We start from the raw sequence: 25596 nt of genomic DNA on the forward strand, positions 1-25596 counted from the left end.
GGGGTCGATGATGGACACCGGCGGCCCCCCGCACGGCCGGTACCCAAGATGAACGGTAAGGGACAGTGCAGGAAATGACTCAGCCTCGGCTACTCGGAGGTCGTTACGAGCTCGACGGTGTCGTCGGGCGCGGCGGCATGGCCGAGGTCTATCGTGCCCGAGACATCCGGCTGGACCGCATAGTCGCGATCAAGACCCTCCGCTCCGACCTCGCGCGCGACCACACCTTCCAGGCCCGGTTCCGCCGTGAGGCGCAGTCCGCGGCCTCCCTGAACCACCCGGCCGTGGTCGCCGTCTACGACACCGGCGAGGACGCGACCGACGGCACCCCTGTGCCGTACATCGTGATGGAGTACGTCGACGGGCGGACGCTGCGCGACCTCCTGCGCCAGGACCGGCGGCTGCTGCCGGAGCGCGCGGTGGAGCTGGTCGACGGCATCCTGCGGGCGCTCGACTACAGCCACCGCGGCGGCATCGTGCACCGCGACATCAAGCCGGCCAACGTGATGATCACCCGGGCCGGCGACGTCAAGGTGATGGACTTCGGCATCGCGCGCGCGATGGCCGACTCCGCGGCCACGATGACGCAGACCGCGCAGGTGATCGGCACCGCCCAGTACCTGTCGCCGGAGCAGGCCCGCGGCGAGCGGGTCGACGCCCGCAGCGACATCTACTCCACCGGCTGCGTGCTGTACGAGCTGCTGACCGGCCAGCCGCCGTTCACCGGCGACTCCCCCGTCGCGATCGCCTACCAGCACGTGCGCGAGGAGCCGATCCCGCCGTCGCAGATCGACCCCGAGATTCCGGCGTGGGCCGACGCCATCGTCCTCAAGGCCATGGCCAAGGACCCGGCCCACCGCTACCAGAGCGCGGGCGAGATGCGCGCCGACATCCAGCGGGCGATGTCCGGCATGCCGGTCGACGCCCAGACGATGGCGATGACGAGCAACTACGGCCAGGGCACGCGCATGATGACCGCGGCCCAGATGCAGTCCGGCCCCTCCACGCAGCGCACCAGCTCCGTCTCGCCGTACGAGTACGACGAGGGCGGCGGGCGCGGCGGCCGGCGCCGGGCGTCCGGCGGCGGCAACACGGCCGTCAAGACCGCGCTGTGGATCATCATCCCGCTGCTGATCATCGGGTCGTTCATCACCATCGGCTACGTCATGTTCAGCGGCAAGGACACCCCGGTCGACACGCAGGTGACGATCCCGGCCCTCGCCACGCAGGAGCGGGCGTTCGCCGAGCAACAGCTCAAGACGCTCGGGCTCAAGGTCGAGGTGGTGAGCCAGGCCGACTCCGACGCGGAGAAGGGCACCGTCATCAAGACGGACCCGGCCGAGGGCACCAAGGTCGCCAAGGAGAGCGCGGTCAAGCTCTACGTCTCCAGCGGCCCCAAGAAGATCAAGGTTCCCGACGGCCTCGTCGGCATGCCGCAGGCCGATGCCATGGCGGCGCTGGAGGAAGCCGGGCTGCAGGGCACGGTCAAGACCCGCGCGTCGTCCAAGAAGCAGGGCACGGTCATCGCGACCGACCCGAAGGCCGGCGCGTCGCTCGAGGAGGGCGGCACGGTCACCGTGTTCGTGCCGCGGGAACTCGCCGAGATCCCGAGCCTGATCGGGCTCACCGCCGACGACGCCACCTCCCAGCTCAAGGCCCTGGGCTTCAAGCCCCGGTTGTCCAAGCTGGCGAGCGACCAGCCCGAGGGCACGGTCATCCAGCAGAACCCGGCTCCCGGCACGCCGCAGCCGCCGGGCACGACGATCACGATCGTGGTGTCCTCCGGCCCCGAGCTCGTCACGCCGCCCACCAACGAGTTCCCGGACGACCAGCCCACGGTCGGCGACGACCAGTCGTCCGACTTCCCGTCGAACGAGGAAGAACCGCCGGTCGACAGCCCCATCGAGGACGATTTCGGCGGATGACCCGCTGAACGGGCCGCCTGCCCCGGCAGGCGGCCCTTTCACGTTCCTGCCGCACGAAAAGAGCGTCCCCGCCGCTCGGGGGCAACGGCGGGGACGCTCATTCGTACGTCGCTCGGCGGGGGCGGTTTGTTACACGGTCCTGGCGGTGAATCGCAGCCAGTTTCCGAGCAGCCGGTGGCCGTGCTCGGACAGCACCGACTCGGGGTGGAACTGGACGCCCTCCACCGGTGCCACGCGGTGCCGCAGACCCATGACCACGCCGTCGTCGGTACGGGCGGTCACCTCCAGCTCGTCCGGCACGGTCTCGGGCCGGACGGCCAGCGAGTGGTAGCGGGTCATCCGCACCGGCGACGGCAGGCCCTCGAACACGCCCCTGCCCTCGTGGTGGACGGGGCTCGTCTGCCCGTGGAGCAGCTCGGGCGCGCGGGAGACGGTGGCGCCGTAGGCGACGGCGATGGCCTGATGGCCGAGGCAGACGCCGAGCAGCGGCACCCCCGTGGCGGCCGCGTGGTGGACGAGCGGGACGCTCACGCCGGCCGCCTCCGGCGTGCCGGGGCCGGGGCTGACGAGGACGCCGTCGAAGCCGTCGGCGTCGCTCACGCGGACGTCGTCGCGCGGGCGCACGTCGCAGTCGGCGCCCAGTTCGCGCAGGTACTGCACGATGGTGTGGACGAAACTGTCGTGGTTGTCCACGACCAGCACGCGGGTCATCTCCGTACGGTCACCTCGTCGAGTGTCACCGCCGGCTCCAGGAACGGGAACACGGCGTACCACAGTACGACGCCCACGACGGTGACCAGGACGGCGGCCGTCAGGATTTTGGCAGGCGTGCGGCCGGGCAGCTTGCGCCAGATCCAGGCGTACATGTCACTCCTTGCGCGGCACGGTGTCCTTGAGCACGCCGTAGACGATGAGGCGTTCGGCGGCGGAGTACTCCGGGTGGCAGGTCAGCAGCGTGATGAAGGCCCGGATAGGACGGATGTCGGGCTTGCCGGGCACGGGCGCGAGCACCTCGACCTCGTCGGGCAGCACGACGTCCTGGGAGGTCACCCGGTAGACGTAGCGGGCCTCGCGGGCCTCGACGATGATCTCGTCGCCGCGTTCGAGCTCGTCGATCCGGTTGAACGGCGCCGCGTACGTGGTGCGGTGGCCCGACACGACGAAGTTGCCGATCGCGCCGGGCATGGCGGTGGCGGGGTGGTGCCCGGGGCCCTTCTTGAGCTCCTCGTGGCCGACGCCCTCGACGACGGCGTACTCGTAGTCGCGGCCCAGCCTGGGGATGCGCAGCAGCGCCACGGCCGCGCCCAGCTCGATCCGGTCGAGATGTCCGGCGGTGGCGGCCGCCTTCTTCTCGGCCAGCTCCCTCTGGAGCAGCAGCTGCTGGCTCCTGGTGTAGGAGCCGGTGCCCCAGAGCAGGTAGGCGCAGAACAGCATCAGGATCAGGCCCGCGGTGACGCTGACCTCGCCCACGGCCCGCAGCATGACCCGCACCCGATCAGGGTATTCGGCCAGTACGCGGCCCCCGGGGATCGCCATGTCGTGCGCGTGGCGACTATCCTGGGGCTCGCCCCGAATTACGCTTTGACGAAGAGCCTGCGGACGATCCGGATGCCCAGGCCCTCAGCAGGAGTTACCCAGTGCCCAAGTCCAAGGTTCGCAAGAAGCCGGTCTACACCCCGCCGGCCAAGTCGCAGCAGGTCAAGGTCAGCCCTCGGTGGCTGGCGCCCACGATGGTGGTGTCGTGGATCATCGGCATCCTGTGGATCTCGATCTATTACGTCGCCCCGCAGGCGCCCTTCCTCGGCGGCCTCCAGAACTGGAACCTGCTGATCGGGTTTGTTTTCATCATCTTCGGTGTGGTGCTTTCCACCCGCTGGCGTTAGTTCTTTCCACAGCCTTTTCCACAGGCTGGGGATGCTCAGCTCAGCATGCTGAGAATCGCTGGGACGCGGACCACGACGAGCGCCACCAGAACGGCCAGCGCTCCAGCGATCGTCAGCACGTGCCAGAGCACTCTGTTCGCCTTGGGCGCGTAGACCAGCGCGGCCGCCAGCAGCGTGCCCGTGATCAGACCGCCGACGTGGCCGGTCCAGCTGATCCTGATGTTGCTGAGGGCCGGCAGCACGAACGTGATGACCAGGTTGAGCGCGATGATGACCGCGATGCCGCGCACGTCGAGCCGCAGCTTGCGCCCCACCACGAAGAACGCGCCGAACAGGCCGAAGACCGCGCCGGACGCGCCGTACGTGTAAGTGTTCAGCGGGTCGAGCCAGAAGCCGAGCACCGAGCCGCCCAGCGCGCTGATCAGGTAGAGGGCGGCGAACCTCGTGTGCCCGAAGGCCCGCTCCAGGCTGGGGCCGATGGCGAAGATGGCCCAGCCGTTGAACAGCAGGTGCATCGGCAGAAGACCGCCGAGCTGGTGGACGAACGCCGAGGTGATCAGCCGGTAGTACTCACCGATGGCGACAGCCGGCGGGAGGTTGCTCAGCGCCAGCGTGACGCCGTTGGACGCCAGCTGGAGAAGGTAGACCAGGCCGATCAGCACCAGGATGGTGTACGTCACGTAAGGCGTGCCGACGATCCGGCCGCCGAAGGTGGTCTTGGCCTCGCGGATGCCGCGGTTGCCCTCGGCCACGCACTCGGGGCACTGGAAGCCGACGGCGGCGTCACGCATGCAGTCGGGGCAGATGGGACGCTCGCAACGCTGGCAGCGTACCCAGGTCTCCCTGTCGGGGTGGCGGAAGCACGTGGGGGTCGCCTCAGCGGGCTGCTCGGGCTGCGAGGGCGTGCTCGGCGGCTGCTGGCTGGTCATGACCGAAGCCTATGGCTTGCGCGACCATGCTGCGTGTCTCGTCACACTCCCGCACGAGCGTAGCGGCAGGGGTTGCGTACGGCCCGGCAGCGGTTCCTCGGCCGGTCCGGCGGCCCACCCCGTCCGCCGCACCGCCCTGCCGTGCGGCACGGGGGCGGCGGCTGGAGAAGGCCGCGGGACTCAGGCCTGGACGCGCTCGATGGTGACCGACTCGAGGACGACGTCCTCCAGCGGGCGGTCACGGCCGTCGGTGCGGGTCTTCGCGATCGAGTCGATGACGTCCTGGCCCTCGATCACCTCGCCGAAGATGGTGTGCTTGCCGTTGAGGTGCGGCGTCGGCGTGACGGTGACGAAGAACTGCGAGCCGTTGGTGCCCTTGCCGAAGCGGATGCCGGCGTTGGCCATGGCGAGCAGGTAGGGACGGTTGAACCAGAGCTCAGGGTGGATCTCGTCGTCGAACTCGTACCCCGGGCCGCCGATGCCCTGGCCGAGCGGGTCACCGCCCTGGATCATGAAGCCGGAGATGACGCGGTGGAAGATCGTGCCGTCGTAGTAGCGGCCGGTGCTCTTCTCGCCGGTGCCCGGGTGCGTCCACTCGCGCGTGCCCTCCGCCAGTTCGACGAAGTTGCGCACGGTCTTCGGCGCCTTGGTCGGGAAGAGTTCGATCTTCACGTTGCCGTGATTGGTCTGCAGGTTAGCGATCAGCTTCTCAGCCACGAGACAGCTGCCCCCTCTATGTGCACGGTCATGTGTGGTGTATTGCGAACTATGGCCCTACGGGCCTACCCAGCCATCCTCCCACGAGTGGCCATGATTGAGCCGCCTTGTCCAGGGAAGGTCAGGCTCGGGGCCCCAACGACAGGGGAGGTTGTCGTGTCCCTGACACAACGAAAAGGCCGCGTGGTCATCGAGGTTCCGGCCACGTGGATGGGTCGCGTGAAGACCCGGGCCGTCCAGACCGGCCAACGGATGGCGCCCATGGCGGACCAGGCCAGAACGGTCACCGCCCAGCGCTTGGAAGAAGCCCGCTACTGGGCTGCGCCGCGGCTGGAGTCCGCGGCGCACGAGTTCGAGCACCAGGTCGCTCCCAAGGTCAGTTCGATGCTGGCGGCGACGGCGAAGAGAATCGACCCCACACCGATCCGACCGCGGCGATGGCCGACGTTCGTTCTGCTGAGCGGTCTTGCCATCGGGGCGATGGGATACATGTTCTACCGCCGCAATGCCCAGCAATGGACCGAGCACATGAAGGACTCCGCCTCCGACGCCTCACGATGGGTGAATGAGCGGGCCGACAGGGCTACGGAGTCGACTGACGGTTTGGTCTCGGACAAGACGAACGAAGCATCACGCAAGATGCAGTGAGCCGGTCGACAGGCGCGCCCCACGATCTGATCGGGGGGCGCGCCTGCTGCTTGTCCGGCTCCCTTGGTCAGCGGGTTCGGCCGGCGAGCCTGGTGGGGACGCCCAGCTCCGCGCCGATCCTGGCCAGCGCCGGCGCGAAGGACTCACGCGTACGGGCGGCGAAGCCGATGAAGAGGCGGTTGGCGACCGGGACGCCCCAGCGCAGCCGTTGCGCCACGTTGTAGACCCGGTGCACCACCCGCGCACCCTCGGGGTCCGGCTCGACCGACCACTCGCCGCGGTACCACCAACCGCCCTGGTAGGCGACGGTGTGCTCGGCGGTCATGACGTGTTCCGGCCGGGCGGCCCGCAGCGCGCGCCACACCCGCTCGACCGGCGCGGCGACCACCCCTTCGACCTCGACCAGCAGGGTCTTTCTCATGGACGGCCCACCCTGGTGTTCTGGAAGGAGGCGAAGCGCCAGCCCTCCTCGGCGCGTACGGCGGTGAGGGTGATCACCGAGTCGCGGGCCGGGTCGGGCACACCGTCCACGGACGACGCGCCTGCCGTGATCACCAGAGCGACGTCATCCGACAGCAGCCGTACGGACGGCTCGGTGTCGCTCTCGTCGAGCTTGATCGGGGTCCTGAACAGCGCGCGGTGGGTCTCCTCGATGGCCTGCCTGCCCTTCAGGTGCAGGCCGAAGAACGTGATGTAGTCGGCGTCCGGCGTGAACAGCGCGGCGTAACCGGCGGCGTCGCCGGCGTTCCAGGTGTCGGTCATCCGCTGCATCAGGCGGGTGATCTCCTCGCGGATCTTCGTGGACATGACGCGGCTTCCTTTCGTCGCGGCGCCTATCCTGTGAAGGCGAGTTCGGGCAGGGCAGGCGCCTTGTTCGGATGTGGCCGCCGGGGTGTTGGCGCACCTCGGCGGCTTCTTACATCTCGACCGTTACCTCCCAGTCGAGTTCTCCGCGGTCGAGGCGGTCGAGCACCCCCTCGATCCAGCCGAGCTCGGCGGTGTGCAGCGCCCGTTCGAGCTCGACCTCCAGCATGAGGATCGCGGGCAGGCCGGTGTCGGCGACGGCCCGCATGTGGGCCTCCATCCCGGCGAGCAGGCCCTCGATCGTGGCGGCCCGGGCGCGCAGGGCGCGCCGGGCCTCTGGTAGCGGCAGGCAGCCGAGCAGCGAGACCGCGGCCACGAACGCGCGCCGGTCGGGGTCCGGCCTCTCCAGCAGCTGCCGCAGGCGGGCGCGCAGCTCGGCGCGGCCCTCGTCGGTGATCTCGTAGACCGTACGTTCTGGCCTGCGGCCCTCGCGGTCGGTTCCGACGGGGACGATCAGCTCGTCGCGCGCCAGGCGTTCGACCGCGTGGTAGAGGCTGCGGGGCAGGCCGGTGACGTAGTCCTTGTGCGTGTCGAGGATGAAACGGTGCAGCTCGTAGGGGTGGCTCGGGCGCACGGTGAGCAGGGCCAGCACCGTCAGCCCGACCAGGTCATGGCGTCGCGCCATACCGCCTCCCTCCATAGTGCAATATGCACTATAGCCATATGCCTCACCTTTGGGGTGCCGTGTTGAGGTCGGACAACGGAAACCTCACCCCCGGGTGCTGGGTGGGGTCCGGACGACGGAGACCTCACCTCAGGGGTGCTGGGCAAGGCGTCGGCCGTCGCCGCCGTGGCGCCGGGAAACGCGGGGACGGGTCAGGCGTCCAGTTGGAGGAAGGCTCGGGTGATGGCCTGGGTGGCTACGGGCTCCGGGTAGGGGAACTGGGTGATCAGGTCGCGCAGGCCCTCGACGTGGGCGCGCTTGGCCAGGTCGGCCACCAGGGCGAGTTCGTCGTGCTGGGCCACCACGTACGCGCGGTCCACGACCGCGCCGTGGCCGGGCACGACGACGTTCTCCGGCATCTCGTTCAGCATCGCCGCGAGGGTGCCCGGCCAGTCCAGCGGGTACGCGTCGGCGAACGCGGGCGGTGCGCCCTGCTCGACCAGGTCACCGGCGAACACCACGCCCGCGTCCGGCACGTGCACGACGACGTCGTTGCTGGTGTGCCCGAGCCCGAAGTGGCGCAGGTGGACGATCCGGCCGCCGATGTCGAGGCTCGCCGTGGACGTGAAGGTCTGGTCGGGCGGCACGATGGTGACCTCCTCCAGCTCCTCGCGTCGCTCCGGCCGGTAGTCGATCATGTTGGCGCGCTGCTGCTCGCCGTACGTCTCCAGCTCCTCGGCGCACCTGACGTGGCCCCAGATCTCGGCCGGACGGAACAGCGCGTTGCCGAAGCAGTGGTCGAAGTGGGCGTGGGTGTTGACGACCGTCCACGGCCCGGCGGTGATGGTCCTGACGGCCTCGACGAGCTGGGCCGCCTCCCGGTGGGAGCCGCGGGTGTCGATGATGAGGCCGTGCCCGTCGTCGCCCACGACGAGGCCGGTGTTCATGTCGAACGATCGGTGCCGACGGACGTAGACCCGGTCGCCGACCTCAACCCAGGTTTCGTACATGACAACGAACCCTACTTGTCGGACTGCTGATGACTTGCCGGAAAACGCACCCCACAAATACACCAGCACCCACCGAAGGAAGCGAGAGCAGACTCAACCTCGCAAATACGCCGGTACCGCCAGGACGCGGCAGTGGATACCGGGGTGGAGCCGGTCAGGCTCGCAAGTACGCCAGCACTGCAAGGACGCGGCGGTGGGTGTCGGGGGCTGGGGGGAGGTCCAGTTTGGTGAAGATGTTGGCGATGTGCTTCGCGACGGCGGCCTCGGTGACGTGGAGGTCGCGGGCGATCGCCGCGTTCGCGCGGCCCTCGGCGATCAGGCCGAGCACCTCCTGCTCGCGCGGCGTGAGCCGGGCCAGCGGGTCGCGCCGGCGGCGCAGGAGCTGCCGGACGACCTCCGGATCGACGACCGTGCCGCCCGCGCCGACCCGGTCGAGGGCGTCGACGAACTCGCGTACGTCACCGATGCGGTCCTTCAGCAGGTAGCCGAGGCCCGCGCCGGCCCTCGACGCCAGCAGCTCGGCGGCGTACGTCTGCTCGACGTACTGACTGAGGACGAGGACCGCCAGGTCGGGCAGGCGTTCGCGCAGCTCGAGCGCCGCGCGCAGGCCCTCGTCACTGAAGCCCGGCGGCATGCGCACGTCGGTCACCACCACGTCAGGACGATGTTCCAGGACCGCCTCGACCAGGGCGGGCGCGTCCCCCACAGAAGCCACGACGGCGTGGCCGAAGCGCTCCAGCAGCCCGACGAGGCCCTCCCTGAGCAGGACGGCGTCCTCGGCGATCACCACGCGCACGGGCTCTCCTCTGCGGTCACGGACGCGGAAACAGCGGAAACAGTTGTCAGGCCGCGCCGGCGCTCTCACCCCCGCCGAGGCGGCGGGCCACGGCGTCGAAGTACGGGCCCGCGCTCGCGGCCGGGTCGGCGACCTCCGAGATCGGCAGCCCGAGTTGCGGGTCGAAGCACTCGAAGCCGGACGCGCGCTCCACCAGGGCGGCCACCTGGTACAGCAGGCGGACCATCCGCCGCCCCTCCTCACCATGGGTGCGGTACGGGATGGTCACGTCCCATCCGCCCTGCCAATGATGCACCGAGATGCCGGTGACGTCGTCCTCGAGATCCCAGTCGGGTGGGTAGGCGAGCACGCGCACCTCGCCGAGTAACTCTTGCGCACCTGCGAGGACGTGGCTCCAGGCCACGGGGTCGGGCTCCCGTACCTCGAACGCGTCGACGGTCTCCAGCTTTTCCGCCCATGACTCCCCGGGAGCGCGGCGGGTGAAATAAAGGTCGTAACTCACAAGGAAAAAGCTACTAGCTCATCCCCATAATCGCGATTTGCAATTTATCCTCGCGTTTCCCGAAAAATCCCAGCTTAGCACCATGAATGAGGAAATCTTCATGACCGGAATTGCAGCCCTGTGAAATCCCCTGACCTGCGCCAACCGTCGATGTAGGCGAAATAGGCCATCGCGCCGTGCGGGTGTCCGACGTTGAGCCGGCCCTTCCTGCCGGGGTCCTGTCCCTCGTTGTTGTAGTAGCCGGGCGTGCAGTCGGGCGAGCCCAGCAGCGGGCCCGCGCCCGTCAGCAACAGCTCGACCCAGCCGTCCTCGGCCTCCTTGGACGGCTCGACCTGCGCGTTTCCGTGGTCGAGCGCGTGCTTGACGACGGCGGCGATGGTCCGGCCTGCCTCGGTCAGGTTGTGCGGGATGTTGGAGATCAGGTTGGCGCCCTGCGTCGGCTGAACGAGGAAGGCGTTCGGGAAGCCGTGCACGTGGATGCCGTGCAGGGTGCGCATGCCGTCGGCCCAGTGCTCCGACAGCGTGACCCCGTCGCGGCCCACGAGGTCGTAGCCGGCACGCCGGGTGTAGTCGGTGCCGACCTCGAACCCGGAGGCGTAGATGATGCAGTCGACCTCGTACTCGCGGCCGGCCGCGACCACGCCCCGCTCGGTGATGCGGGTCACACCCTCGCCGTCGGTGTCGACCAGATGGGTGCCGGGGACGTTGAACGCCTGAAGGTACTCGTCGTGGAAGCAGGGGCGCTTGCACAGCTGGCGGTACCACGCCTTGAGTGCGCGCGCGGTCTCGGGGTCGCGGACGACGCTGTCGACGCGGGCGCGGATCTCCTCCATCTTCTCGAAGTCGGCGTCCTCGAAGGCGGCCAGCATGGCGGCCTGGTTCAGCTCCTCGGGCGGGATGGCCCTGATCCGGCTGCGGTAGCGGCGGGCGATGTCGGTCCAGCCGTCCATGACGAGGTCGTCGTCGGCCAGGCCGCCGGCCTGGTTGGCGGTGAAGTTCTCGAGCCAGCGCTGCTGCCAGCCGGGGGTCGCGATGGTGGCGAACCACTCGGGGTCGATCGGGTGGTTGTCGCGCACGTCCACCGACGAGGGGGTGCGCTGGAAGACGTACAGCTCCTTGCAGGCGCGGGCGAGGTGCGGCACGCACTGGACGGCCGTCGCGCCCGTGCCGATGACGGCGACCCGCTTGTCGGCCAGGCCGTCCAGGGGCGCGCCGGTCGGGTCGCCGCCCGTGTACGCGTAGTCCCACCGGCTGGTGTGGAAGGAGTGCCCGGCGAAGTCGTCGATGCCCGGGATGCCGGGGAGTTTCGGCACGTGCAGCGGCCCGATGCCCATGGCGACGAACTGCGCGGTGAACGCGTCGCCGCGGTTGGTCCTGATCGTCCAGCGCGAACGCCGCTCGTCCCAGGTGAGGTCGAGCACCTCGGTGTGGAACAGGGCGTTGTCGTACAGGCCGTAGTGCTTGCCGATGCGGCGGCAGTGCTCGAGGATCTCGGGGCCGTGCGCGTACTTCTCGGACGGCATGTGGCCGGTCTCTTCGAGCAGCGGCATGTAGACGAACGACGCCGTGTCGCACTGCGCGCCAGGGTAGCGGTTCCAGTACCAGGTGCCGCCGAAGTCGCCGCCCTTCTCGACGATGCGGACGTCCTCGACCCCGGCCTCCTTCAGCCGCGCCCCGGTGACCAGCCCGGCGAAGCCGCCGCCGATGAACGCCACCGTCACGTGGTCGGTCTTCGGGTCGCGCTCGGTGACCGGCGTGTACGGGTCGTCGAGGTAGTGCGCGAAGCGGCCGGTGAGGCGGATGTACTGGTCGTTGCCGTCGGGGCGCAGCCGCTTGTCGCGCTCCTCGCGGTACTTCCTGCGCAGTGCCTGCTTGCCGGCCTCGTCGAACGCGTCGGTCATGCATCCCTCCGGGCTCTGGGACGATCAATTCCAGAATGTCATTCGGGAATCGGCCCGGCAAGCCTCGTGGGGCTCCACCTGCTGGGAGAGAACAAAAGCCACTATTGTGATGGACCTGCTGGGGACGTCACGAGGAAGCGGATCCATCTTGGCCCATCGCGCACTGGTCATCGCCATGCTGCCCGCGATAGCGCTCCGCGTGCTCGCCATGATCGGCTTCCCGCCGTCCATCCTCTTCTACGGCGACTCGTTCGCCTTCCTGAGCGAGGAGCTCAAGCCTGGCACCAGCCGTCCGTCCGGCTACTCGCTGCTGCTCGCGCTGCTGCGCCCCGCCCACAGCCTGACGCTGGTGACGACCCTGCAGCACCTGCTCGGGCTCGCCCTCGCCGTGGCCGTGTACGCCCTCCTGCGCCGCCGCGGCCTGCCGGGCTGGGGCGCGACGCTGCTGGTCACACCCCTGCTGTACGACGAGTTCCTCATCCTCCTCGAGCACATGATCATGGCGGACGCGATCTTCATCGTGCTCGTCACGGCCGCGATCGTGTTGCTCGTCCGGCGGGTCACCCCGGCCTCGGCCGCCACCGGCGGGTTCCTGCTGGGCCTGGCCGGCATCACGAGAACGGTCGGCCTGCCGCTGCTGATCCTCACCGCCGCGTACCTGCTGGTCAGGCGGTACGGCTGGCGTCCCCTCGTCGCGCTGCTGGTGGCCGGGGCGATCCCGCTCGGCGCGTACGCCACCTGGACGAAGGTCGAGAAGGGCAAGTTCGGCCTGACCGAGGCCGACGGCAACTTCCTGTGGTCGCGGACCATGAGCTTCGCCGACTGCGACGTGATCAAGCCGCCGGAACGGCTCGCCGTGCTGTGCCCGGACATGCCGGTCGAGCAGCGGCCGTACCCGCCGCACTGGTTGTGGGAGAGCTTCTCGCCGCTGCTGAAGGTGCCGGGGACGGCCAACCGCAACCAGCTCGCCGGCGAGTTCGCCCGGGAGGCCATCCTCGCCCAGCCGGGCGCTTACCTGGGCGCGGTCGCGACCGACCTCGCGGAGCTGCTGCGCTGGGAGCGCACGGACGTCGACGAGAAGACGCCGTACAAGTTCCCCGCCGCGGAGCGGCCCATCAGCGAGTCGGTGCGCGGCGTCGCCGAGTCGTACGAGGCGGGGCCGGCCGCGACGAAGGTGGTGGAGCCGTTCGCCGGGTGGCTGCGGGCCTACCAGCGCTTCGGCTACGTGCCCTTCCCGCTGCTCACTCTCGCCCTGCTCGGCGCGCTGGTCGCCGCCCTCGTGCGGCGGCGGTGGGACGCGCTGCTGCCGGGCCTCGCCGCGCTCGCGCTCATCGCCTCGCCGCCGTTCCTCGCCGCCTTCGACGTCAGGTACGTGATCCCCGCCATCCCGCTCGTGTGCCTGGCCGTGGGCCTGACCCTGGGCAGGCGGACGCCCGCGGCGGCGGACACCCGCGAGGAAGCGCTCGTCGCGGGCTGAGCGGGATCACCTGCCGAACCGGGACACGTACCGCCGCTGCCATGGCGTCTCGACCGCGCGCGGGGAGTAGTGCTCGCGCACGTACGCGACCGCCTGGTCGGCGGGCACCCCGTCGAGCACGGCCAGGCACGCGAGAGCGGTGCCGGTGCGGCCGTTCCCCCCGTGGCAGGCGATCTCGACGCGTTCCGACTCGGCGCGCTCCCACGCCTCGCGCAGGGCGCGGGCGGCCTCCGCATGGTCGGACGGCAGCCGGAAGTCGGGCCAGCGGACCCAGGTGTGCTCCCACTCCACCTCGGGCGGCCGCTTGCCGAGCAGGTAGAGCGCGAAGGTGGGAAGGGGGCCGTCGGGCAGCGGGCGGCCCAGGCCACGGCCGCGGACAAGCCGGTCGGAGGGCAGGCGCAGCACGCCGGGGGCGGTTGACTCCCAGGGGACGACCATGCCTCGGGACGCTAGCAGGCGCCGCGCCGGACCGCCCAGCTGTTCGCAGGCCGCGAACCAGCGCGTTGACAGCCGAGAGCGCGTCAACCTACATTGACGCCATGAGTCTGAACGAGCTCGTGCGGCGTACCGCTGAACAGCTCTCCGCGCGGCGGAAGGGCCCGGTCGTCGTCGGCGCGGTGCGGGACGACGTGACCGTGATCCACGGCGCCGACCCGGGCACCGTGTTCGAGATCGGCTCGATCACCAAGACGTTCACCTCGCTGGCGCTGACGCGTCTCGCCGTCCGCGGCGATCTCGCGCTCGACCGGCCGCTGCGCGACCTGCTCCCCTCCTGCTAGGTGCCGCGCCGCGGCGGACGCGACATCGAGCTGGTGCACCTGGCCTGCCACACCTCCGGCCTGCCCCGGCTGCCGAAAGGGCTCATGCCGCGCGGCATGTTCGCCGCCGACCCGTACGCGGGCTGCACCGAGGCGATGCTGCTGGACGGCCTGGCCCGCACCCGGCTGCGCGCGACGCCCGGCCACCGTTTCCGCTACTCGAACCTCGGCGCGGGGCTGCTCGGCCTCGCCCTGGCCCGGCACCGCGAGGTCGGCTACGACGAGTTGATCCAGGCGGAGATCTGCCGCCCGCTCGGCCTCGCCGACACCCGCGTGCACCTCACCGGCGAGCTGTCGGCCCGCCTCGCCCCCGGCCACTCCTGGTCGGGACGGCCGCGACCAGGCTGGCGGCTCGGCGCGCTCGCCGGGGCGGGCGGCCTGCACTCCACGGCGCCCGACCTGCTGCGGCTGGCCCGCGCCACGTTCGGGGACGCTCCCTGCGAGCTCGCGGAGGCCGTCGCGCTCACCCACCGCACCGGGCACCGCCTGCGCGGGACCAGCACGGCCCATCCGGGCTGGATCGGGTTCACCCGAGCCGGGCTGCCCATCCTGTTCCACAACGGCGGCACCGGCGGATACCGGTCGATCCTGGCCGTCGCCCCCGACAAGCGCGTGGCCGTCGCCGTCCTCAGCGCCGACGCCCGCTCGGTCGACCGCGCAGGGCTGGGCCTGCTCTCCGGGCTCGTCCCGGCCTAACGGGCGGCGTAACGGCGGACGATCGGCTCCAGGTAGTCGACCAGATTGCCGCCGAGCTCCGCCAGCTCGTCCGGTGACCTGACCAGCGCGAGCCGGTCGAGCTCCGGTTCCTGCCCCCGCGCCGTCTCCGACGCAACGAGCGCGGCGTACCGCTCCCACAGCACCGGCGCGGGCAGGCTCGGCGCCACGAACACGGCTCCGACGTGGCGCTCGTCCCCGCGCGAGACCAGCCACAGCCGTAGCTCCTCCGGCCGCGCCTCCACGCCGACCTCCTCCACGAGCTCCCGGGCGGCGTGCCGGCGCAGCGCGGCCAGGTCGAGCGTCTCGCCCTCGGCCGGGGGCTCCATCGACCCGCCGGGCAACTGCCAGCGTCCGGGGAAGGCGGTGGTCGCCGACATCCGGCCCGCGACCACCCGTCCGTCGTCCACCGGCTGCACGACGGAGACGAACAGCGACGGCCACAGCCCCGCGCCCGGCACCCTGCGCAGGGCGTAGTGGCGATAGGTCGTCCGGACCCAGGTGACGACCACGGCCCGCGGCCCGTCGAGGTCGAGCCCCGTGCACGCCGCCACCGGCCCGTCGAACAGGTGCGGATTGGCCCGTACGGACTCCGCCCACCTGCGGTTCATGGCGGCCTCGTTCTCGGGCGACAGGTACGGCGCCGGGCCCTCGACCAGCCGGATGCGGCGGACGTCGAGGAGTTCGACGCCGGTCGACTGCAGCAGTGGTTCGGTCACCGGCCCATGGTGACCAGCCTGGCCGCCCGTCCCCCTGTGACTCGACCGTCCGTGTCACCGGCCAAGACCGAGTCTTTGTCAGGGCGTCTGGTTCGCTCCGGCGTAGCCGCTGGAGGAGGTGGTGATCTCGCGCAGGATGCGCTGCAGCTGGGTGACGGTGGCCTCGTCGATGCCCATGGCGCTACCGATGGCGGCCGGGATGTGGCGGGTCTGTTCCCGCAGGGCCCGTCCGTCGTCGCTGAGCGCGACCTCCACGGAGCGTTCGTCGTCCGCGCGCCGCCGGCGGCTCAGCAGGCCACGGGTCTCCAGCCGCTTGAGCAGCGGGGAGAGGGTGTTGTAGTCGAGGCGGAGCTCTTCGACGAGATCGCGGACCGTGATGCGGTCGTGCTGCCACAGCACCACCAGCACGAGGTACTGGGGGTAGGTCAGCCCGAAGGGGTCGAGCAGGGTGCGGTAGACCGCCGTGACGCTGCGCGAGGCCGCGTACAGGTCGAAGCAGAGCAGCTCGGACAGCGGACCGGCGGCGTCGTGCGAGGTCGGAGTTGCCATAGGTGGAGTGTAGTGAGGCATGACGCCCTCGATTGACTCGCCTGCGAGGTTTCGGGGCCCGACTCGACCGGCCGCCCCTCGGATCGGCCACCGATCCGAGGACTCACACGCGGCGGTCAGGCGACGGTGGCGTCGACGGTGACCGGGATGGTGCCGCTGACGGCCTTGGAGTAGGGGCACGTCCGGTGGGCGGCGGCGGCGAGTTCGTCGGCGGTCTCCTGCGACACTCCGGACATCTCCACGTGGAGCGCGGCGCTGAGGCTGAACCCGTCGGCGCCCTGGTGCAGGGTGACCTCGGCGATGACGGCCGAGTCGGTGACCGGGATCTTCCGCTGCGCGGCCACGAACTTCAGCGCGGAGTGGAAGCAGGACGACCATCCGGCGGCGAAGAGCTGCTCGGGGTTGGTGCCGCCGCCGGGGCCGCCGGCCGCGGCGGGAACGGCCAGGGTGAGGTCGAGCTGCCCGTCGTCGGTGACGGCGCGGCCTCCCGAGCGGCCGTCCCCGGTCGAGGTGGCGATGCCGGTGTAGGTGCTCTCGGACATGGTGGTCTCCTTCTTTCTTCCTGTGTCGGTGTGGACGGTGGTCAGCGGGTGGTCTCGCGGGCGGCGCGCTCGATGAGGTCGGCGACGACGCCTGGCTCGGAGACCAGGACGGCGTGGGAGGCGTTCTTCACCTCGACGGTGGCGCGGGCGTGGGCGCGGTCGGCCATGAAGTGCTGGGCCGCCGGGGGGATGTTCTTGTCGCCGGTCGGGATGAGCACGTAGGACGGGACGGTCTTCCAGGCGGGGGCGCCGGAGGGGTCGTTGAGCGCGGCCTCGGTGACGGGGCGCTGGGTGGCGGCCATGAGGGCGGCCTCGCGGGCGGGGACGTCGTGGGCGAACTGCTTGCGGAACTTCTCCTGGGCGACGTAGAGGTCGGTCTGGCCACCGGGGAGGGGGACCTGGGTCAGGGTCTCGCCGAGCGTGCTGCCGGGGAACTTGCCGGACAGAGCGGCCGCGCTCTCGCCCTCGTCGGGCAGGAAGCCGGCGACGGAGACCAGGGCCTTGACGTTGGCGTTGCCGCGGGCGGCGTTGGTGGCCACCTGCGCGCCGTAGGAGTGTCCGGCGAGGACGACCGGCCCCTTGACGGTCTTGAGCAGGGCCGAGATGTAGGCGGCGTCGTCCGCCAGGCGGCGCAGCGGGTTGGCGGGGGCGATCACCTCGTAGCCGTCGCGCCGCAGGCGCTGCACGACGCCGTTCCAGCTGGAGGCGTCGGCGAAGGCGCCGTGGACCAGGACGACGGTCGGCTTGGCCGGGGCCGACTCGGCGCCGGCGGGGGTGGCGGAGACCACGGCGGTGGCGGCGATCGCGGCGCCGAGGAGGGCGGTGAGGGCGTGGCGCTTGACGGTCATGGGAGTTGCTCCTTGCGGTGCGGTGCTTCGTTCGTTGCGAACGAGTAGAACCATACACGCTTTAATCGTGCACGAGTCAATCGCGTACGTGGTGATCTGGGTCACTGTCGGAAGCGATCTACGTTGCCGTACGAGCAAGTTGGGAGAAGCCGGGGTGGCCGCACACCTTTGAGCGGATACATCCGATTCGGAGACTGTTTCCCGAGGTCGTGTCGGCACAGGCGCGGCCCCTTCGAAGGGCGCGAGTCATGGCGATCTATGCCTATCGGTGTCCGCGGTGCCGCGACGTGGAGGCCACCTTCCCGATCGGCACCGCTCCCGGCACGGTGCCGTGCCCGGACTGCGGCGCGACCGCGACACGGATGCTGACCGCGCCGATGCTGACCCGCACGTCCGCCGCGCTGTCGGCCCGGCTGGAGCGGGCGGAACGCAGCGCCTTCGAGCCCGACGTCGTCACATCCCTGCCGCCGCGCCGATAAGGAGCCCAGCCGTGCCGGAACTGATCTTCCCGCTCGACTCGACCAAGAGGTTCACCGACCAGGCCAAGCTGGGCCACAACCGCTGGCATCCCGAGATCCCGCCCGTGGCGCACGTCAAGCCGGGCGACAGCTTCCGCGTGCACTGCCGCGAGTGGTTCGACGGCGCGATCCGCAACGACGACTCCGCCGAGGACATCCGTGACGCCCCGCTGACGACCGTGCACGTGCTCAGCGGCCCGTTCTCGATCGACGGGGCCGAGCCGGGCGACCTGCTGGTCGTGGACATCCTCGACCTCGGGCCCATCCCCCAGGAGGACAGCGGCCCACTGGCGGGCCAGGGCTGGGGCTACACCGGGATCTTCCCCACCAAGAACGGCGGCGGCTTCCTCACCGAGCAGTTCCCCGACGCGTACAAGGCGATCTGGGACTTCTCCGGTCAGACCGCGACCTCGCGTCACATCCCAGGGGTGTCGTTCACCGGCATCGTCCACCCTGGCCTCATGGGCACCGCCCCGTCCGCGGAGCTGCTCGGGAAGTGGAACGCGCGGGAAGGCGCGCTCATCGCCACCGACCCGCAGCGGGTGCCACCGCTCGCGCTGCCGCCCGAGCCCAGGGACGCCGTGCTCGGCTCGGTGCCGCAGTCGGAGTTCGACCGGATCGCCGCCGAGGCCGCCCGTACCGCGCCGCCGCGCGAGAACGGCGGCAACCAGGACATCAAGAACCTCACCAAGGGCACCCGCGTCTTCTACCCGGTCTTCGTACCGGGGGCGAACCTGTCGGTCGGCGACCTGCACTTCTCGCAGGGCGACGGCGAGATCACCTTCTGCGGCGCCATCGAGATGGGCGGCTTCATCGACCTGCACGTCGACCTCATCAAGAACGGCATGCAGACCTACGGGGTCAGCGAGAACGCCATCTTCATGCCGGGCCGGGTCGCCCCGCAGTACAGCGAGTGGCTCGCGTTCTCCGGGGTGTCGGTGACCCTGGACGGCGAGCAGCGCTACCTCGACTCGCAGCTCGCCTACCAGCGGGCCTGCCTGCACGCGATCGACTACCTGACGAAGTTCGGCTACAGCCCCGAGCAGGCGTACCTGCTGCTCGGGGCGGCGCCGATCGAGGGGCGGCTGTCGGGCGTCGTGGACATCCCCAACTCCTGCGCCACGGTCTACCTGCCCACCGCGATCTTCGACTTCGACGTACGACCGAGCGCGTCAGGCCCGGCCCGCATCCCCGAAGGCACCTCGGCCCCGCACGCCGCCTTCGGCTGAGGCTACCGCCGGGCCGGAATGACGTCGCGGGCCACGTACGCGATGAGGACGAGCAGGACGAGGTCGGCCGTCAGCGGTGCGGCCATGCCGGCGACCAGGTAGAGCGCGGCGCCCAGGAGCCCGCCGGCGAACATGGCGGCGACCGCGCACGCGCGGCGCCGCCACGCCTGCGCGGGCGCCTGCGAGACCAGCCGGGTGACGATGCTCGTGACGACCGTGATGTTGACCAGGTCGGGCACCGCCATGCGCAGCGCGACGGCGTTCTGCATGCCCATGCCGTAGCCGAGCAGCACGATCAGCGCCACCGCAGGGCCCGTGCCCTTCTCGCCGACCAGCAGGACCACGGCGAGGGCCGCCGCCACCAGCACCGCGTGCGTGGTCGTGAGGTGGAACAGCCTGCGGCGGGGTTCGCGGATCTTCGCGGCCACCCGGCCCTCGGTCCACGCCCCGGCGGCGAAGGCGGCCAGGGCCAGCAGGTGCGCCCACAGGCGTTGCCGGGGGTCGCCGGCCAGCGCGAAGCCGGAGAAGACCACGTTGCCCGTCATGTTGGCCACGAAGACGCGGCTCAGGCCCAGGAAGGTGCAGGCGTCGACGAGACCGGACGAGATCATCAGCATGACGAGCAGCGCCGGCAGGGGGCCGTGCTTGTTCGTGCCGCGCGGGAACAGCGCATCGGAGAGCCAGTGCGCCGGCCTGTTCACGGACGACCTCCCTTCCCTCGATGCCGAGTACTCGTACCCGGAAGGGGCGGCGGTCACCCCGCGAGGACGGGCCGCCTGTGACGCACATCACCTCCCAAGGGGAGTCACATTCGTGCCGCGCGGCGGGTCGGGGCGGTGACGTTCACCCGGAAGCAGGAGCACTCAGATGTCCACTGTTGTTGTCATCGCCACGATCGTCACGGCCGCCTGGGTCGGTTTCTCCGCCTACTCGCTGCTGCGCGGCGCCAGCTGGGTCGTCGACTCGCTGGTCGAGTACGGCGTGCCCCGCTCGTGGTGGCCGTGGCTGGGCGCCGCCAAGGCGGCCGGGTCGGTAGGGCTGCTGGCCGGCCTGCTCGTCCCGGCGGTCGGCGTGGCGGCCGGGATCGGGCTGGTGCTGTACTTCGCCGGCGCGGTCGTCACCGTGCTGCGCGCCCGCTCGTACGCGCACGTGGCCTATCCGCTGCTGTACCTCGCGCCGGTCGTCGCCGTCCTCGTGCTGGGCGCCTGAGCGCGTACGAGGGCGAGCATCTCGTCGACGGAACCGGCAGGGTCGGTGATCGGGAACTGCACCGCCCGGATGACGCTCCCGGGGTCGACCAGCAGCGTCAGGCGCTTGAAGCGGTCGGCCCCTGCCACCCGGAAGGTCGGCAGCAGCAGGCCGGCGGCGAGCCGGCTGTCCTGGTCGGACAGGAGCGGGTAGGGCAGCTTCGCGTGCTCGACGAAGGCGGCCAGCTGGTCGGGACGTTGCGTGCTCACGCCGTGGACCGTGGCGCCGGCGGCCTCGAAGTCGGCCTGCCGTGACGCGTAGGTGAGAGCTTCGAGCGTGCAGCCCCGCGTGCCGGGGATGTCGGTCCATCCCGGCGGGTAGCCGTGGTCGCCGGGGGCGAACGCGCCGGGGAAGAAGAAGAGCACCGTCCAGCCCGACGCGGTCGGCCCGGCCCGCTCGCCGTCGTGCCGGGTCAGGGCGACGTCGGGGATCTTCCGGCCGGCCAGCGCGTGCACCCGGCGGGCCTCGGCGGAGGTGTCGTCGCTGGTGGCGGTGAGCGTGCCGTCGCCCATGACGTGCCGGACGCCCCAGTCCTGGAGCGCGACGAGCGCGGGCAGCAGGCCCTCGCCCTTCGCGGTCAGCACGTAGTCGTGGCGCGGCGGGCGGTCGGAGTAGCGGCGCTTCTCCAGGACGCCGTGGGCGACGAGCCCGGACAGGCGTTCGGTGAGCGCTCGACGGCTGACGCCCAGCTCGCGCTGGAGGGCGTCGAAGCGGGTGATGCCACCCGCGATGTCGCGCACCACCAGGAACGTCCACCAGTCGCCGATGACCCCGAGCGCCTGTGCGATCCCGCAGTCGGAGTCGGGCAGGTCAGCGCGCTTCACGCGTCCCAGTATAGTGCGTTCCAGTTTGGAACTCACTCGTTCGGGAGGCATCGGGATGGCAGGCGAGGGCGCGGGCGTCTTCTGGAGATGGTGGACGGCCGGCACGACCAGCGCCGCCGGTTCTGCGGTCGGGGCGGTGGCGCTGCCGCTGACGGCCCTGACGGTGCTCGACGCCTCGGCGTTCGAGATGGGGGTGATCGCCGCCGCCGGATACGTCGCCTGGATAGTGATCGGCCTGCCCGCCGGGGTGATGGTGCAGCGGCTGCCGATGCGACGGGTGCAGATCTGCGCCGACCTGGCCCGCGCGGCGGCGCTCGGCTCGATCCCGGCGGCCTGGTGGTGGGACCGCCTGACCGTCGCCCAGCTGGTGATCGTGGCTCTCGTGATCAGCTTCGCGGACGTCGTCTTCGACGTCGCCAACTCGACCTTCCTGCCGTCGATCGTGAGCAAGGAGCAGCTGCAGTCGCGCAACAGCCTGACCTCGGGCACCCACGCCACCACCCAGCTCGGGGGGCCGTCCGCCGGGGGGCTCGTCGTCCAGGTGCTCGGGGCGGTGCCCACGCTCCTCGTGGACGCGGCCGGCTACCTCGTCTCCGCCGTGCTGCTGCGGACCCTGCCGGAACGCCGCGTACCGGCCCCCGACCAGTGGCCGCCGGTGCGCGCGATGATCCGCGAAGGCCGGCGTTTCGTCGTGCGCCATCCCGTGATGGGCCCGTGCATGTGGGCGGCCACCGCGGCGAACACGGTCTGCGGCGCGCAGCACGCGCTCTACGCCCTGTATCTCGTCCGCGAGCTGCACGCCGCGCCCGGCCTCGTCGGCCTGCTGCTCGCGGCGGACGGCATCGGCTCGCTGATCGGGGCGGCACTGACGAGCCGGATCACCGCCCGGCTGGGGACCGCCCGTGCCCTCGTCGTCGCCGGGTTCTTCGCGGCCGCCGGGGCGCTCGTCGTCCCTCTCGGCACGGGGTGGCAGGGGTACGTCGCCTTCGCCGTCGGCAACGTGGTCTTCTCGGTGGGCGTGGTGGTGCTCAGCGTGGTGACCCGTACCTACCGGCAGATCACCAGCCCGCCCGAGCTGCTGCCCCGGGTGATGGCGACCGTCCGCTTCGCCTCCTGGGGCGCGATCCCGGTCGGCGGCCTGGTGGCCGGCGCCCTCGCCGGGGCCTTCGGCGCCCGGACGACCCTTCTGATCTTCGTCCTCGCCGCCCTCTGTATCCCCCTGGTCCTGCTGGCCTCCCCGGTCCGCCACCTCCGCGACCTGACCGACCACCAGCCGAGCGAGGCCACGCCCCTCAGCGCCTGACTGTTACGGGAGTTTCCGTGGAGTTCAGGGGGAATTATTGAGTTTCATGGTGATGAGGATTGATGGCAAGATCCTTCGCCGTTATGTTCTTGATCGGCCGCTCTGACAGGGTTCAGGGTGTTCCGGTAATTGATCATCCGGCGGCGACCCCACCGGTATCCATCGCCACCGGACCTGTCACCCACGGGCGCCGTTCACTTCCCCCAGCAATGCCCGAGAGGTGCCTATGCGCAAGATCGCCCTCAGTTCCACGACCTTGGCCTTGTCGGTCGGCATCGCGGCGCTGCTGCTGCCGCAGGCCGCCTCCGCCGGGGCGCTCGTCACGCACAAGAGCCCGTTCAACTGCGGGAAGACGTTCAACGCCAACAACTGGACCGGCGGCCACAACCCGGAGGGGGCCATCGACTGGCAGAACTACGGCAGCGACGGCATCAACGGCGAGACCGTACGGGCCACCGCCGCCGGCACCGCCACCTTCAAGGACGCGGGCAGCACGAGCTACGGCAAGTGGGTCGAGATCCGGCACAGTGACGGCACCCGCACCCGGTACGCCCACCTGTCCAGCATGGTGCGGTCGGCCGGCGGCACGATGACCGTCAGCCAGGGCACCGTGATCGGCACCGTCGGCTCCACCGGCGGCAGCCAGGCCCCGCACCTGCACTACGAGCAGCAGAACGCGAGCGGCGGCATGATCAAGAAGCCCGTCGTGGAAGGCGTCGCCGTGTCCCTGGGCACGAAGAAGGCCGTCAAGAGCACCAACGGCTGCGGCGGAGGCAGCACCGCCTCCACCAGCACCAGCAGCAGCGGGGGCGGCGGCGGGAACCCGTACACGCCCGAGAAGGTCTGCGGCAGCGGCTTCAAGGTGATCGACTCGGCCGCGGTCAGCGGTGGCCGCGTGTACCTGCTGTACAACTCCGCCAATCGCAACAACTGCGTCGCGACGATGAAGACGTCGGGCTCCGGCTCAGCGACGATGTCCGCCTTCCTGGAGCCGAAGGGCTCCTCCCGGACGACCGACAAGGGCTCGTACCAGTACTACGCCGGGCCCATCAAGAAGGCCGCGCCCAGCCAGTGCGTCAAGTGGGGCGGCTCGATCGGCGGCAGCGCCTACACCAGCCCCTTCGAGCACTGCGGCTGACACCTGTAAGGACGGCTTCCCCACCGGGGAAAGCCGTCCTCTACAGTCGCGCAGGTGACTGTCGCCCGTTCTCTGCTGCTCTTCGTGATCGCCGCGCTCGCCGAGATCGGCGGGGCCTGGCTGGTCTGGCAAGGGGTACGCGAGCAGCGCGGGCTCGTGTGGGTCGGCGCCGGCGTGATCGCGCTCGGCCTGTACGGGTTCGTCGCCACGTTCCAGCCCGACCCCAACTTCGGCCGCATCCTCGCCGCCTACGGCGGGGTGTTCGTCGCCGGGTCGCTGATCTGGGGCATGGTGGTGGACAAGTTCCAGCCCGACCGGTGGGACGTCATCGGTTCGGCCATCTGCCTCGTCGGCGTCCTCGTCATCATGTACGCCCCCCGTCCCTAGTCGTCCTCGGTGAAGACGACCTCGCGGCGCTTTCTGATCGCGGGGAGCACGGCGACGACGAGCGCCGCCACGGTCAGCGCCAGCAGCACCGCCGAGATCGGCCTGGTCACGAAGACCGTCACGTCGCCGCGCGAGATGATGAGCGCCCGCCGCAGGTGCTCCTCCAGCAGCGGGCCGAGGACGAAGCCGAGCAGCAGCGGCGCCGGCTCGCACCCGCACTTGATCAGGACGTAGCCGAGCAGCCCGAAGAACACGATCGCGTAGACGTCGTAGGCGTTGAAGCTCAGCGAGAACGTGCCGATCGACGCGAACAGGATGATCATCGGGAACAGCACCTGGTACGGGATGCGCAGCATCCGCACCCACAGCCCGATCAGCGGCAGGTTCAGCAGCACGAGCAGCACGTTGCCGATCCACATCGACGCGATCAGGCCCCAGAACAGCTCGGGCTCGTCGGTGATGACGTTCGGGCCTGGAGTGATGCCGTGCACGATGAACGCGCCGACCATCAGCGCCATCACCGGGTGGGCGGGCAGACCCAGGGTCAGCAGCGGGACGAACGACGTCTGCGCGGCGGCGTTGTTGGCCGACTCCGGGCCCGCGACGCCCTCGATCGCCCCGTGCCCGAACTCCTGCGGCCGCTTCGAGATCCGCTTCTCGACGGCGTACGAGGTGAACGAGGCCAGCACGTGGCCACCGCCGGGCAGGATGCCGAGCAGGGAGCCGACACCGGTGCCCCGCGCGATCGGCCCGACCATCCGTCGCCGGTCCTCGCGGGTCGGCCAGAGGTTCCTGACCTTGCTGACGAGCGCCTCGCGGGAGTGCTCGTTCTCCAGGTTGCGCAGGATCTCGGCCACGCCGAACATGCCGACGGCGACCGACACGAAGTCGACGCCGCCGTACAGCTCGCGCTGCTCGAAGACGAACCGGGGGGTGCCGGTGTAGATGTCCTGGCCGATCGTGCCGAGCAGGACGCCGAGCGCGATCATCGCGAGGGCCTTGAGCGCCGTGCCGCGGGCCAGCGCGATCGACACGATCAGGCCGAGCAGCACCAGCGAGAAGTACTCGGCCGGGCCGAACTGCAACGCGACCCTGGCCAGCGGCGGGGCCGCGACGGCGAGCACGACGGTGGCGATCGTACCGGCGATGAAGGAGCCGATCGCGGCGGCCGCCAGGGCGGAACCGGCGCGGCCCTGGCGGGCCATCTCGTGTCCGTCGAGCGCGGTGACCGCGGCCGACGACTCCCCGGGCAGGTTGATGAGGATGGCGGTGGTCGAGCCGCCGTACTGGGCGCCGTAGTAGATGCCCGCCAGCATGATCAGCGCCGTCACCGGCTCGAAGTAGAACGTGATCGGCAGCAGCATCGCGACCGTCGCCGTCGGGCCGATGCCGGGCAGCACGCCGACCGCCGTCCCGAGCAGCACGCCGACGAAGCAGTAGATGACGTTCTGGATCAGCAGGGCGGTCGAGAAGCCGAGCGCGAGGTTGTCGAGAAGTTCCATG

30 protein-coding genes and 1 pseudogene are annotated in these 25596 nt (G+C 70.6%); 11 read left to right on the forward strand and 20 right to left on the reverse strand.

Going from position 1 to position 25596, the window contains the following annotated elements:
- Positions 1 to 74: 74 nt before the first annotated feature.
- The gene (pknB, locus tag BLR04_RS26220) at positions 75 to 1925 is read left to right on the forward strand and encodes a Stk1 family PASTA domain-containing Ser/Thr kinase (protein WP_090770100.1); all 1851 of its coding nucleotides are present in this window, start codon (positions 75 to 77) and stop codon (positions 1923 to 1925) included.
- 129 nt (positions 1926 to 2054) lie between these two features.
- Here pknB and BLR04_RS26225 read toward each other — a convergent pair whose 3' ends face one another.
- Genes BLR04_RS26225 through BLR04_RS26235 form a run of 3 tightly spaced genes read right to left on the reverse strand, consistent with a single transcriptional unit; the run spans position 2055 to position 3407 of the window.
- Entirely contained in the window at positions 2055 to 2636 is a 582-nt protein-coding gene (locus BLR04_RS26225; RefSeq protein ID WP_090770102.1) for an aminodeoxychorismate/anthranilate synthase component II, read from the reverse strand.
- Entirely contained in the window at positions 2633 to 2791 is a 159-nt protein-coding gene (locus BLR04_RS40880; protein WP_090770104.1) for a hypothetical protein, read from the reverse strand. Before BLR04_RS40880 ends, BLR04_RS26225 begins: the two co-directional genes overlap by 4 nt.
- 1 nt (position 2792) lies before the next feature.
- Positions 2793 to 3407: a class E sortase gene (locus BLR04_RS26235; RefSeq protein WP_245740555.1), complete on the reverse strand. Its 615-nt coding sequence runs from the start codon at positions 3405 to 3407 to the stop codon at positions 2793 to 2795.
- A gap of 155 nt (positions 3408 to 3562) precedes the next feature.
- On the opposite strand from BLR04_RS26235, the gene BLR04_RS26240 reads away from it, so the two are divergent.
- Positions 3563 to 3808, forward strand: coding sequence for a cell division protein CrgA (locus tag BLR04_RS26240; RefSeq protein ID WP_090770106.1), 246 nt, complete (start codon positions 3563 to 3565; stop codon positions 3806 to 3808).
- Between the two features lie 35 nt (positions 3809 to 3843).
- On the opposite strand, the gene BLR04_RS26245 is transcribed toward BLR04_RS26240, so the two are convergent.
- Positions 3844 to 4737, reverse strand: coding sequence for a rhomboid family intramembrane serine protease (locus tag BLR04_RS26245; protein ID WP_090770108.1), 894 nt, complete (start codon positions 4735 to 4737; stop codon positions 3844 to 3846).
- A gap of 180 nt (positions 4738 to 4917) precedes the next feature.
- Positions 4918 to 5454 carry a peptidylprolyl isomerase gene (locus tag BLR04_RS26250; protein ID WP_090770109.1) on the reverse strand — a complete coding sequence of 179 codons (537 nt, stop codon included), beginning with the start codon at positions 5452 to 5454 and terminating at the stop codon, positions 4918 to 4920.
- A 156-nt stretch (positions 5455 to 5610) separates the two neighbouring features.
- Here BLR04_RS26250 and BLR04_RS26255 point away from each other — a divergent pair, with 156 nt between their 5' ends.
- Complete coding sequence (locus BLR04_RS26255; RefSeq protein ID WP_143022206.1) at positions 5611 to 6102, forward strand: hypothetical protein; 492 nt, start codon at positions 5611 to 5613, stop codon at positions 6100 to 6102.
- Positions 6103 to 6169: 67 nt separating this feature from the next.
- Here the strand turns inward: BLR04_RS26255 and BLR04_RS26260 are convergent, their stop codons facing one another.
- From BLR04_RS26260 to BLR04_RS26290, 7 genes are all read right to left on the reverse strand, one after another.
- A complete protein-coding gene (locus tag BLR04_RS26260; RefSeq protein WP_090770111.1) occupies positions 6170 to 6523 on the reverse strand; it encodes a hypothetical protein in 354 nt (117 codons plus the stop codon).
- Entirely contained in the window at positions 6520 to 6909 is a 390-nt protein-coding gene (locus BLR04_RS26265; protein WP_090770113.1) for an SgcJ/EcaC family oxidoreductase, read from the reverse strand. The genes BLR04_RS26260 and BLR04_RS26265 overlap by 4 nt, the downstream gene beginning before the upstream one ends.
- Positions 6910 to 7018: 109 nt before the next feature.
- The gene (locus BLR04_RS26270; protein WP_090770114.1) at positions 7019 to 7591 is read right to left on the reverse strand and encodes a PadR family transcriptional regulator; all 573 of its coding nucleotides are present in this window, start codon (positions 7589 to 7591) and stop codon (positions 7019 to 7021) included.
- Between the two features lie 191 nt (positions 7592 to 7782).
- A complete protein-coding gene (locus tag BLR04_RS26275; protein ID WP_090770117.1) occupies positions 7783 to 8580 on the reverse strand; it encodes an MBL fold metallo-hydrolase in 798 nt (265 codons plus the stop codon).
- Positions 8581 to 8734: 154 nt separating this feature from the next.
- Positions 8735 to 9376, reverse strand: a complete 642-nt coding sequence (locus tag BLR04_RS26280) for a response regulator (RefSeq protein WP_218129159.1) — start codon at positions 9374 to 9376, stop codon at positions 8735 to 8737.
- 46 nt (positions 9377 to 9422) lie between these two features.
- A complete protein-coding gene (locus BLR04_RS26285) occupies positions 9423 to 9878 on the reverse strand; it encodes a hypothetical protein (RefSeq protein ID WP_090770119.1) in 456 nt (151 codons plus the stop codon).
- A 98-nt stretch (positions 9879 to 9976) separates the two neighbouring features.
- Complete coding sequence (locus BLR04_RS26290) at positions 9977 to 11779, reverse strand: flavin-containing monooxygenase (protein WP_090770121.1); 1803 nt, start codon at positions 11777 to 11779, stop codon at positions 9977 to 9979.
- 148 nt (positions 11780 to 11927) lie between these two features.
- Between BLR04_RS26290 and BLR04_RS26295 the strand changes: the two genes are divergently transcribed.
- Positions 11928 to 13256, forward strand: coding sequence for a hypothetical protein (locus BLR04_RS26295; protein WP_090770123.1), 1329 nt, complete (start codon positions 11928 to 11930; stop codon positions 13254 to 13256).
- A 6-nt stretch (positions 13257 to 13262) separates the two neighbouring features.
- On the opposite strand, the gene BLR04_RS26300 is transcribed toward BLR04_RS26295, so the two are convergent.
- The gene (locus tag BLR04_RS26300) at positions 13263 to 13694 is read right to left on the reverse strand and encodes a protein-tyrosine phosphatase family protein (protein WP_090770126.1); all 432 of its coding nucleotides are present in this window, start codon (positions 13692 to 13694) and stop codon (positions 13263 to 13265) included.
- A gap of 101 nt (positions 13695 to 13795) precedes the next feature.
- Here BLR04_RS26300 and BLR04_RS26310 point away from each other — a divergent pair.
- Positions 13796 to 14770: pseudogene (locus BLR04_RS26310) on the forward strand (serine hydrolase domain-containing protein).
- Here the strand turns inward: BLR04_RS26310 and BLR04_RS26315 are convergent.
- The 4 genes from BLR04_RS26315 to BLR04_RS26330 form a co-directional block, all read right to left on the reverse strand.
- Positions 14767 to 15507, reverse strand: a complete 741-nt coding sequence (locus BLR04_RS26315) for an NUDIX hydrolase (protein WP_245740541.1) — start codon at positions 15505 to 15507, stop codon at positions 14767 to 14769. The pseudogene BLR04_RS26310 and the gene BLR04_RS26315 sit on opposite strands and share 4 nt — an antisense overlap.
- Positions 15508 to 15585: 78 nt before the next feature.
- Positions 15586 to 16056 (reverse strand): MarR family winged helix-turn-helix transcriptional regulator, encoded by a 471-nt coding sequence (locus tag BLR04_RS26320; RefSeq protein ID WP_090770132.1) that lies wholly within the window; start codon positions 16054 to 16056, stop codon positions 15586 to 15588.
- 116 nt (positions 16057 to 16172) lie between these two features.
- Positions 16173 to 16598 carry an Ohr family peroxiredoxin gene (locus tag BLR04_RS26325; protein ID WP_090770134.1) on the reverse strand — a complete coding sequence of 142 codons (426 nt, stop codon included), beginning with the start codon at positions 16596 to 16598 and terminating at the stop codon, positions 16173 to 16175.
- A 41-nt stretch (positions 16599 to 16639) separates the two neighbouring features.
- Entirely contained in the window at positions 16640 to 17446 is an 807-nt protein-coding gene (locus BLR04_RS26330; protein WP_090770136.1) for an alpha/beta fold hydrolase, read from the reverse strand.
- Positions 17447 to 17694: 248 nt separating this feature from the next.
- On the opposite strand from BLR04_RS26330, the gene BLR04_RS26335 reads away from it, so the two are divergent.
- Together BLR04_RS26335 and fmdA are read left to right on the forward strand one after the other, a co-directional pair.
- Positions 17695 to 17925, forward strand: a complete 231-nt coding sequence (locus BLR04_RS26335; RefSeq protein WP_090770138.1) for an FmdB family zinc ribbon protein — start codon at positions 17695 to 17697, stop codon at positions 17923 to 17925.
- 11 nt (positions 17926 to 17936) lie between these two features.
- On the forward strand, positions 17937 to 19193 hold the full coding sequence (gene fmdA, locus BLR04_RS26340) for a formamidase (RefSeq protein ID WP_090770140.1): 1257 nt from the start codon (positions 17937 to 17939) through the stop codon (positions 19191 to 19193).
- Positions 19194 to 19195: 2 nt separating this feature from the next.
- On the opposite strand, the gene BLR04_RS26345 is transcribed toward fmdA, so the two are convergent.
- On the reverse strand, positions 19196 to 19894 hold the full coding sequence (locus BLR04_RS26345; RefSeq protein WP_218129160.1) for a YoaK family protein: 699 nt from the start codon (positions 19892 to 19894) through the stop codon (positions 19196 to 19198).
- Positions 19895 to 20060: 166 nt separating this feature from the next.
- Here BLR04_RS26345 and BLR04_RS26350 point away from each other — a divergent pair, with 166 nt between their 5' ends.
- On the forward strand, positions 20061 to 20402 hold the full coding sequence (locus BLR04_RS26350) for a DoxX family protein (protein ID WP_090770142.1): 342 nt from the start codon (positions 20061 to 20063) through the stop codon (positions 20400 to 20402).
- On the opposite strand, the gene BLR04_RS26355 is transcribed toward BLR04_RS26350, so the two are convergent.
- Entirely contained in the window at positions 20348 to 21265 is a 918-nt protein-coding gene (locus tag BLR04_RS26355) for a winged helix-turn-helix transcriptional regulator (protein ID WP_090770144.1), read from the reverse strand. The two genes, BLR04_RS26350 and BLR04_RS26355, sit on opposite strands and share 55 nt — an antisense overlap.
- Before the next feature lie 25 nt (positions 21266 to 21290).
- Between BLR04_RS26355 and BLR04_RS26360 the strand changes: the two genes are divergently transcribed.
- The 3 genes from BLR04_RS26360 (at position 21291) to BLR04_RS26370 (ending at position 24093) form a co-directional block, all read left to right on the forward strand.
- Complete coding sequence (locus tag BLR04_RS26360; RefSeq protein WP_245740545.1) at positions 21291 to 22568, forward strand: MFS transporter; 1278 nt, start codon at positions 21291 to 21293, stop codon at positions 22566 to 22568.
- A gap of 226 nt (positions 22569 to 22794) precedes the next feature.
- Positions 22795 to 23706: a M23 family metallopeptidase gene (locus BLR04_RS26365; RefSeq protein WP_090770148.1), complete on the forward strand. Its 912-nt coding sequence runs from the start codon at positions 22795 to 22797 to the stop codon at positions 23704 to 23706.
- Between the two features lie 54 nt (positions 23707 to 23760).
- Positions 23761 to 24093 carry a YnfA family protein gene (locus BLR04_RS26370; protein ID WP_090770150.1) on the forward strand — a complete coding sequence of 111 codons (333 nt, stop codon included), beginning with the start codon at positions 23761 to 23763 and terminating at the stop codon, positions 24091 to 24093.
- Here BLR04_RS26370 and BLR04_RS26375 read toward each other — a convergent pair.
- Positions 24090 to 25595 carry a tripartite tricarboxylate transporter permease gene (locus BLR04_RS26375; RefSeq protein WP_090770154.1) on the reverse strand — a complete coding sequence of 502 codons (1506 nt, stop codon included), beginning with the start codon at positions 25593 to 25595 and terminating at the stop codon, positions 24090 to 24092. The genes BLR04_RS26370 and BLR04_RS26375 overlap by 4 nt on opposite strands.
- Position 25596: the final 1 nt, after the last annotated feature.

This window comes from Nonomuraea maritima (genome assembly GCF_900100395.1).
GTDB classification, from domain to species: Bacteria; Actinomycetota; Actinomycetes; order Streptosporangiales; family Streptosporangiaceae; genus Nonomuraea; species Nonomuraea maritima.

Excerpts from the sequence above, each read along its gene's own strand:
- pknB (WP_090770100.1), top strand. The coding sequence starts at position 75 with ATGACTCAGCCTCGGCTACTCGGAGGTCGTTACGAGCTCGACGGTGTC.
- BLR04_RS26225 (WP_090770102.1), bottom strand. The coding sequence starts at position 2,636 with ATGACCCGCGTGCTGGTCGTGGACAACCACGACAGTTTCGTCCACACC.
- BLR04_RS40880 (WP_090770104.1), bottom strand. The coding sequence starts at position 2,791 with ATGTACGCCTGGATCTGGCGCAAGCTGCCCGGCCGCACGCCTGCCAAA.
- BLR04_RS26235 (WP_245740555.1), bottom strand. The coding sequence starts at position 3,407 with ATGCTGCGGGCCGTGGGCGAGGTCAGCGTCACCGCGGGCCTGATCCTG.
- BLR04_RS26245 (WP_090770108.1), bottom strand. The coding sequence starts at position 4,737 with ATGACCAGCCAGCAGCCGCCGAGCACGCCCTCGCAGCCCGAGCAGCCC.
- BLR04_RS26260 (WP_090770111.1), bottom strand. The coding sequence starts at position 6,523 with ATGAGAAAGACCCTGCTGGTCGAGGTCGAAGGGGTGGTCGCCGCGCCG.
- BLR04_RS26265 (WP_090770113.1), bottom strand. The coding sequence starts at position 6,909 with ATGTCCACGAAGATCCGCGAGGAGATCACCCGCCTGATGCAGCGGATG.
- BLR04_RS26270 (WP_090770114.1), bottom strand. The coding sequence starts at position 7,591 with ATGGCGCGACGCCATGACCTGGTCGGGCTGACGGTGCTGGCCCTGCTC.
- BLR04_RS26275 (WP_090770117.1), bottom strand. The coding sequence starts at position 8,580 with ATGTACGAAACCTGGGTTGAGGTCGGCGACCGGGTCTACGTCCGTCGG.
- BLR04_RS26290 (WP_090770121.1), bottom strand. The coding sequence starts at position 11,779 with ATGACCGACGCGTTCGACGAGGCCGGCAAGCAGGCACTGCGCAGGAAG.
- BLR04_RS26300 (WP_090770126.1), bottom strand. The coding sequence starts at position 13,694 with ATGGTCGTCCCCTGGGAGTCAACCGCCCCCGGCGTGCTGCGCCTGCCC.
- BLR04_RS26320 (WP_090770132.1), bottom strand. The coding sequence starts at position 16,056 with ATGGCAACTCCGACCTCGCACGACGCCGCCGGTCCGCTGTCCGAGCTG.
- BLR04_RS26325 (WP_090770134.1), bottom strand. The coding sequence starts at position 16,598 with ATGTCCGAGAGCACCTACACCGGCATCGCCACCTCGACCGGGGACGGC.
- BLR04_RS26330 (WP_090770136.1), bottom strand. The coding sequence starts at position 17,446 with ATGACCGTCAAGCGCCACGCCCTCACCGCCCTCCTCGGCGCCGCGATC.
- BLR04_RS26335 (WP_090770138.1), top strand. The coding sequence starts at position 17,695 with ATGGCGATCTATGCCTATCGGTGTCCGCGGTGCCGCGACGTGGAGGCC.
- BLR04_RS26350 (WP_090770142.1), top strand. The coding sequence starts at position 20,061 with ATGTCCACTGTTGTTGTCATCGCCACGATCGTCACGGCCGCCTGGGTC.
- BLR04_RS26365 (WP_090770148.1), top strand. The coding sequence starts at position 22,795 with ATGCGCAAGATCGCCCTCAGTTCCACGACCTTGGCCTTGTCGGTCGGC.
- BLR04_RS26375 (WP_090770154.1), bottom strand. The coding sequence starts at position 25,595 with ATGGAACTTCTCGACAACCTCGCGCTCGGCTTCTCGACCGCCCTGCTG.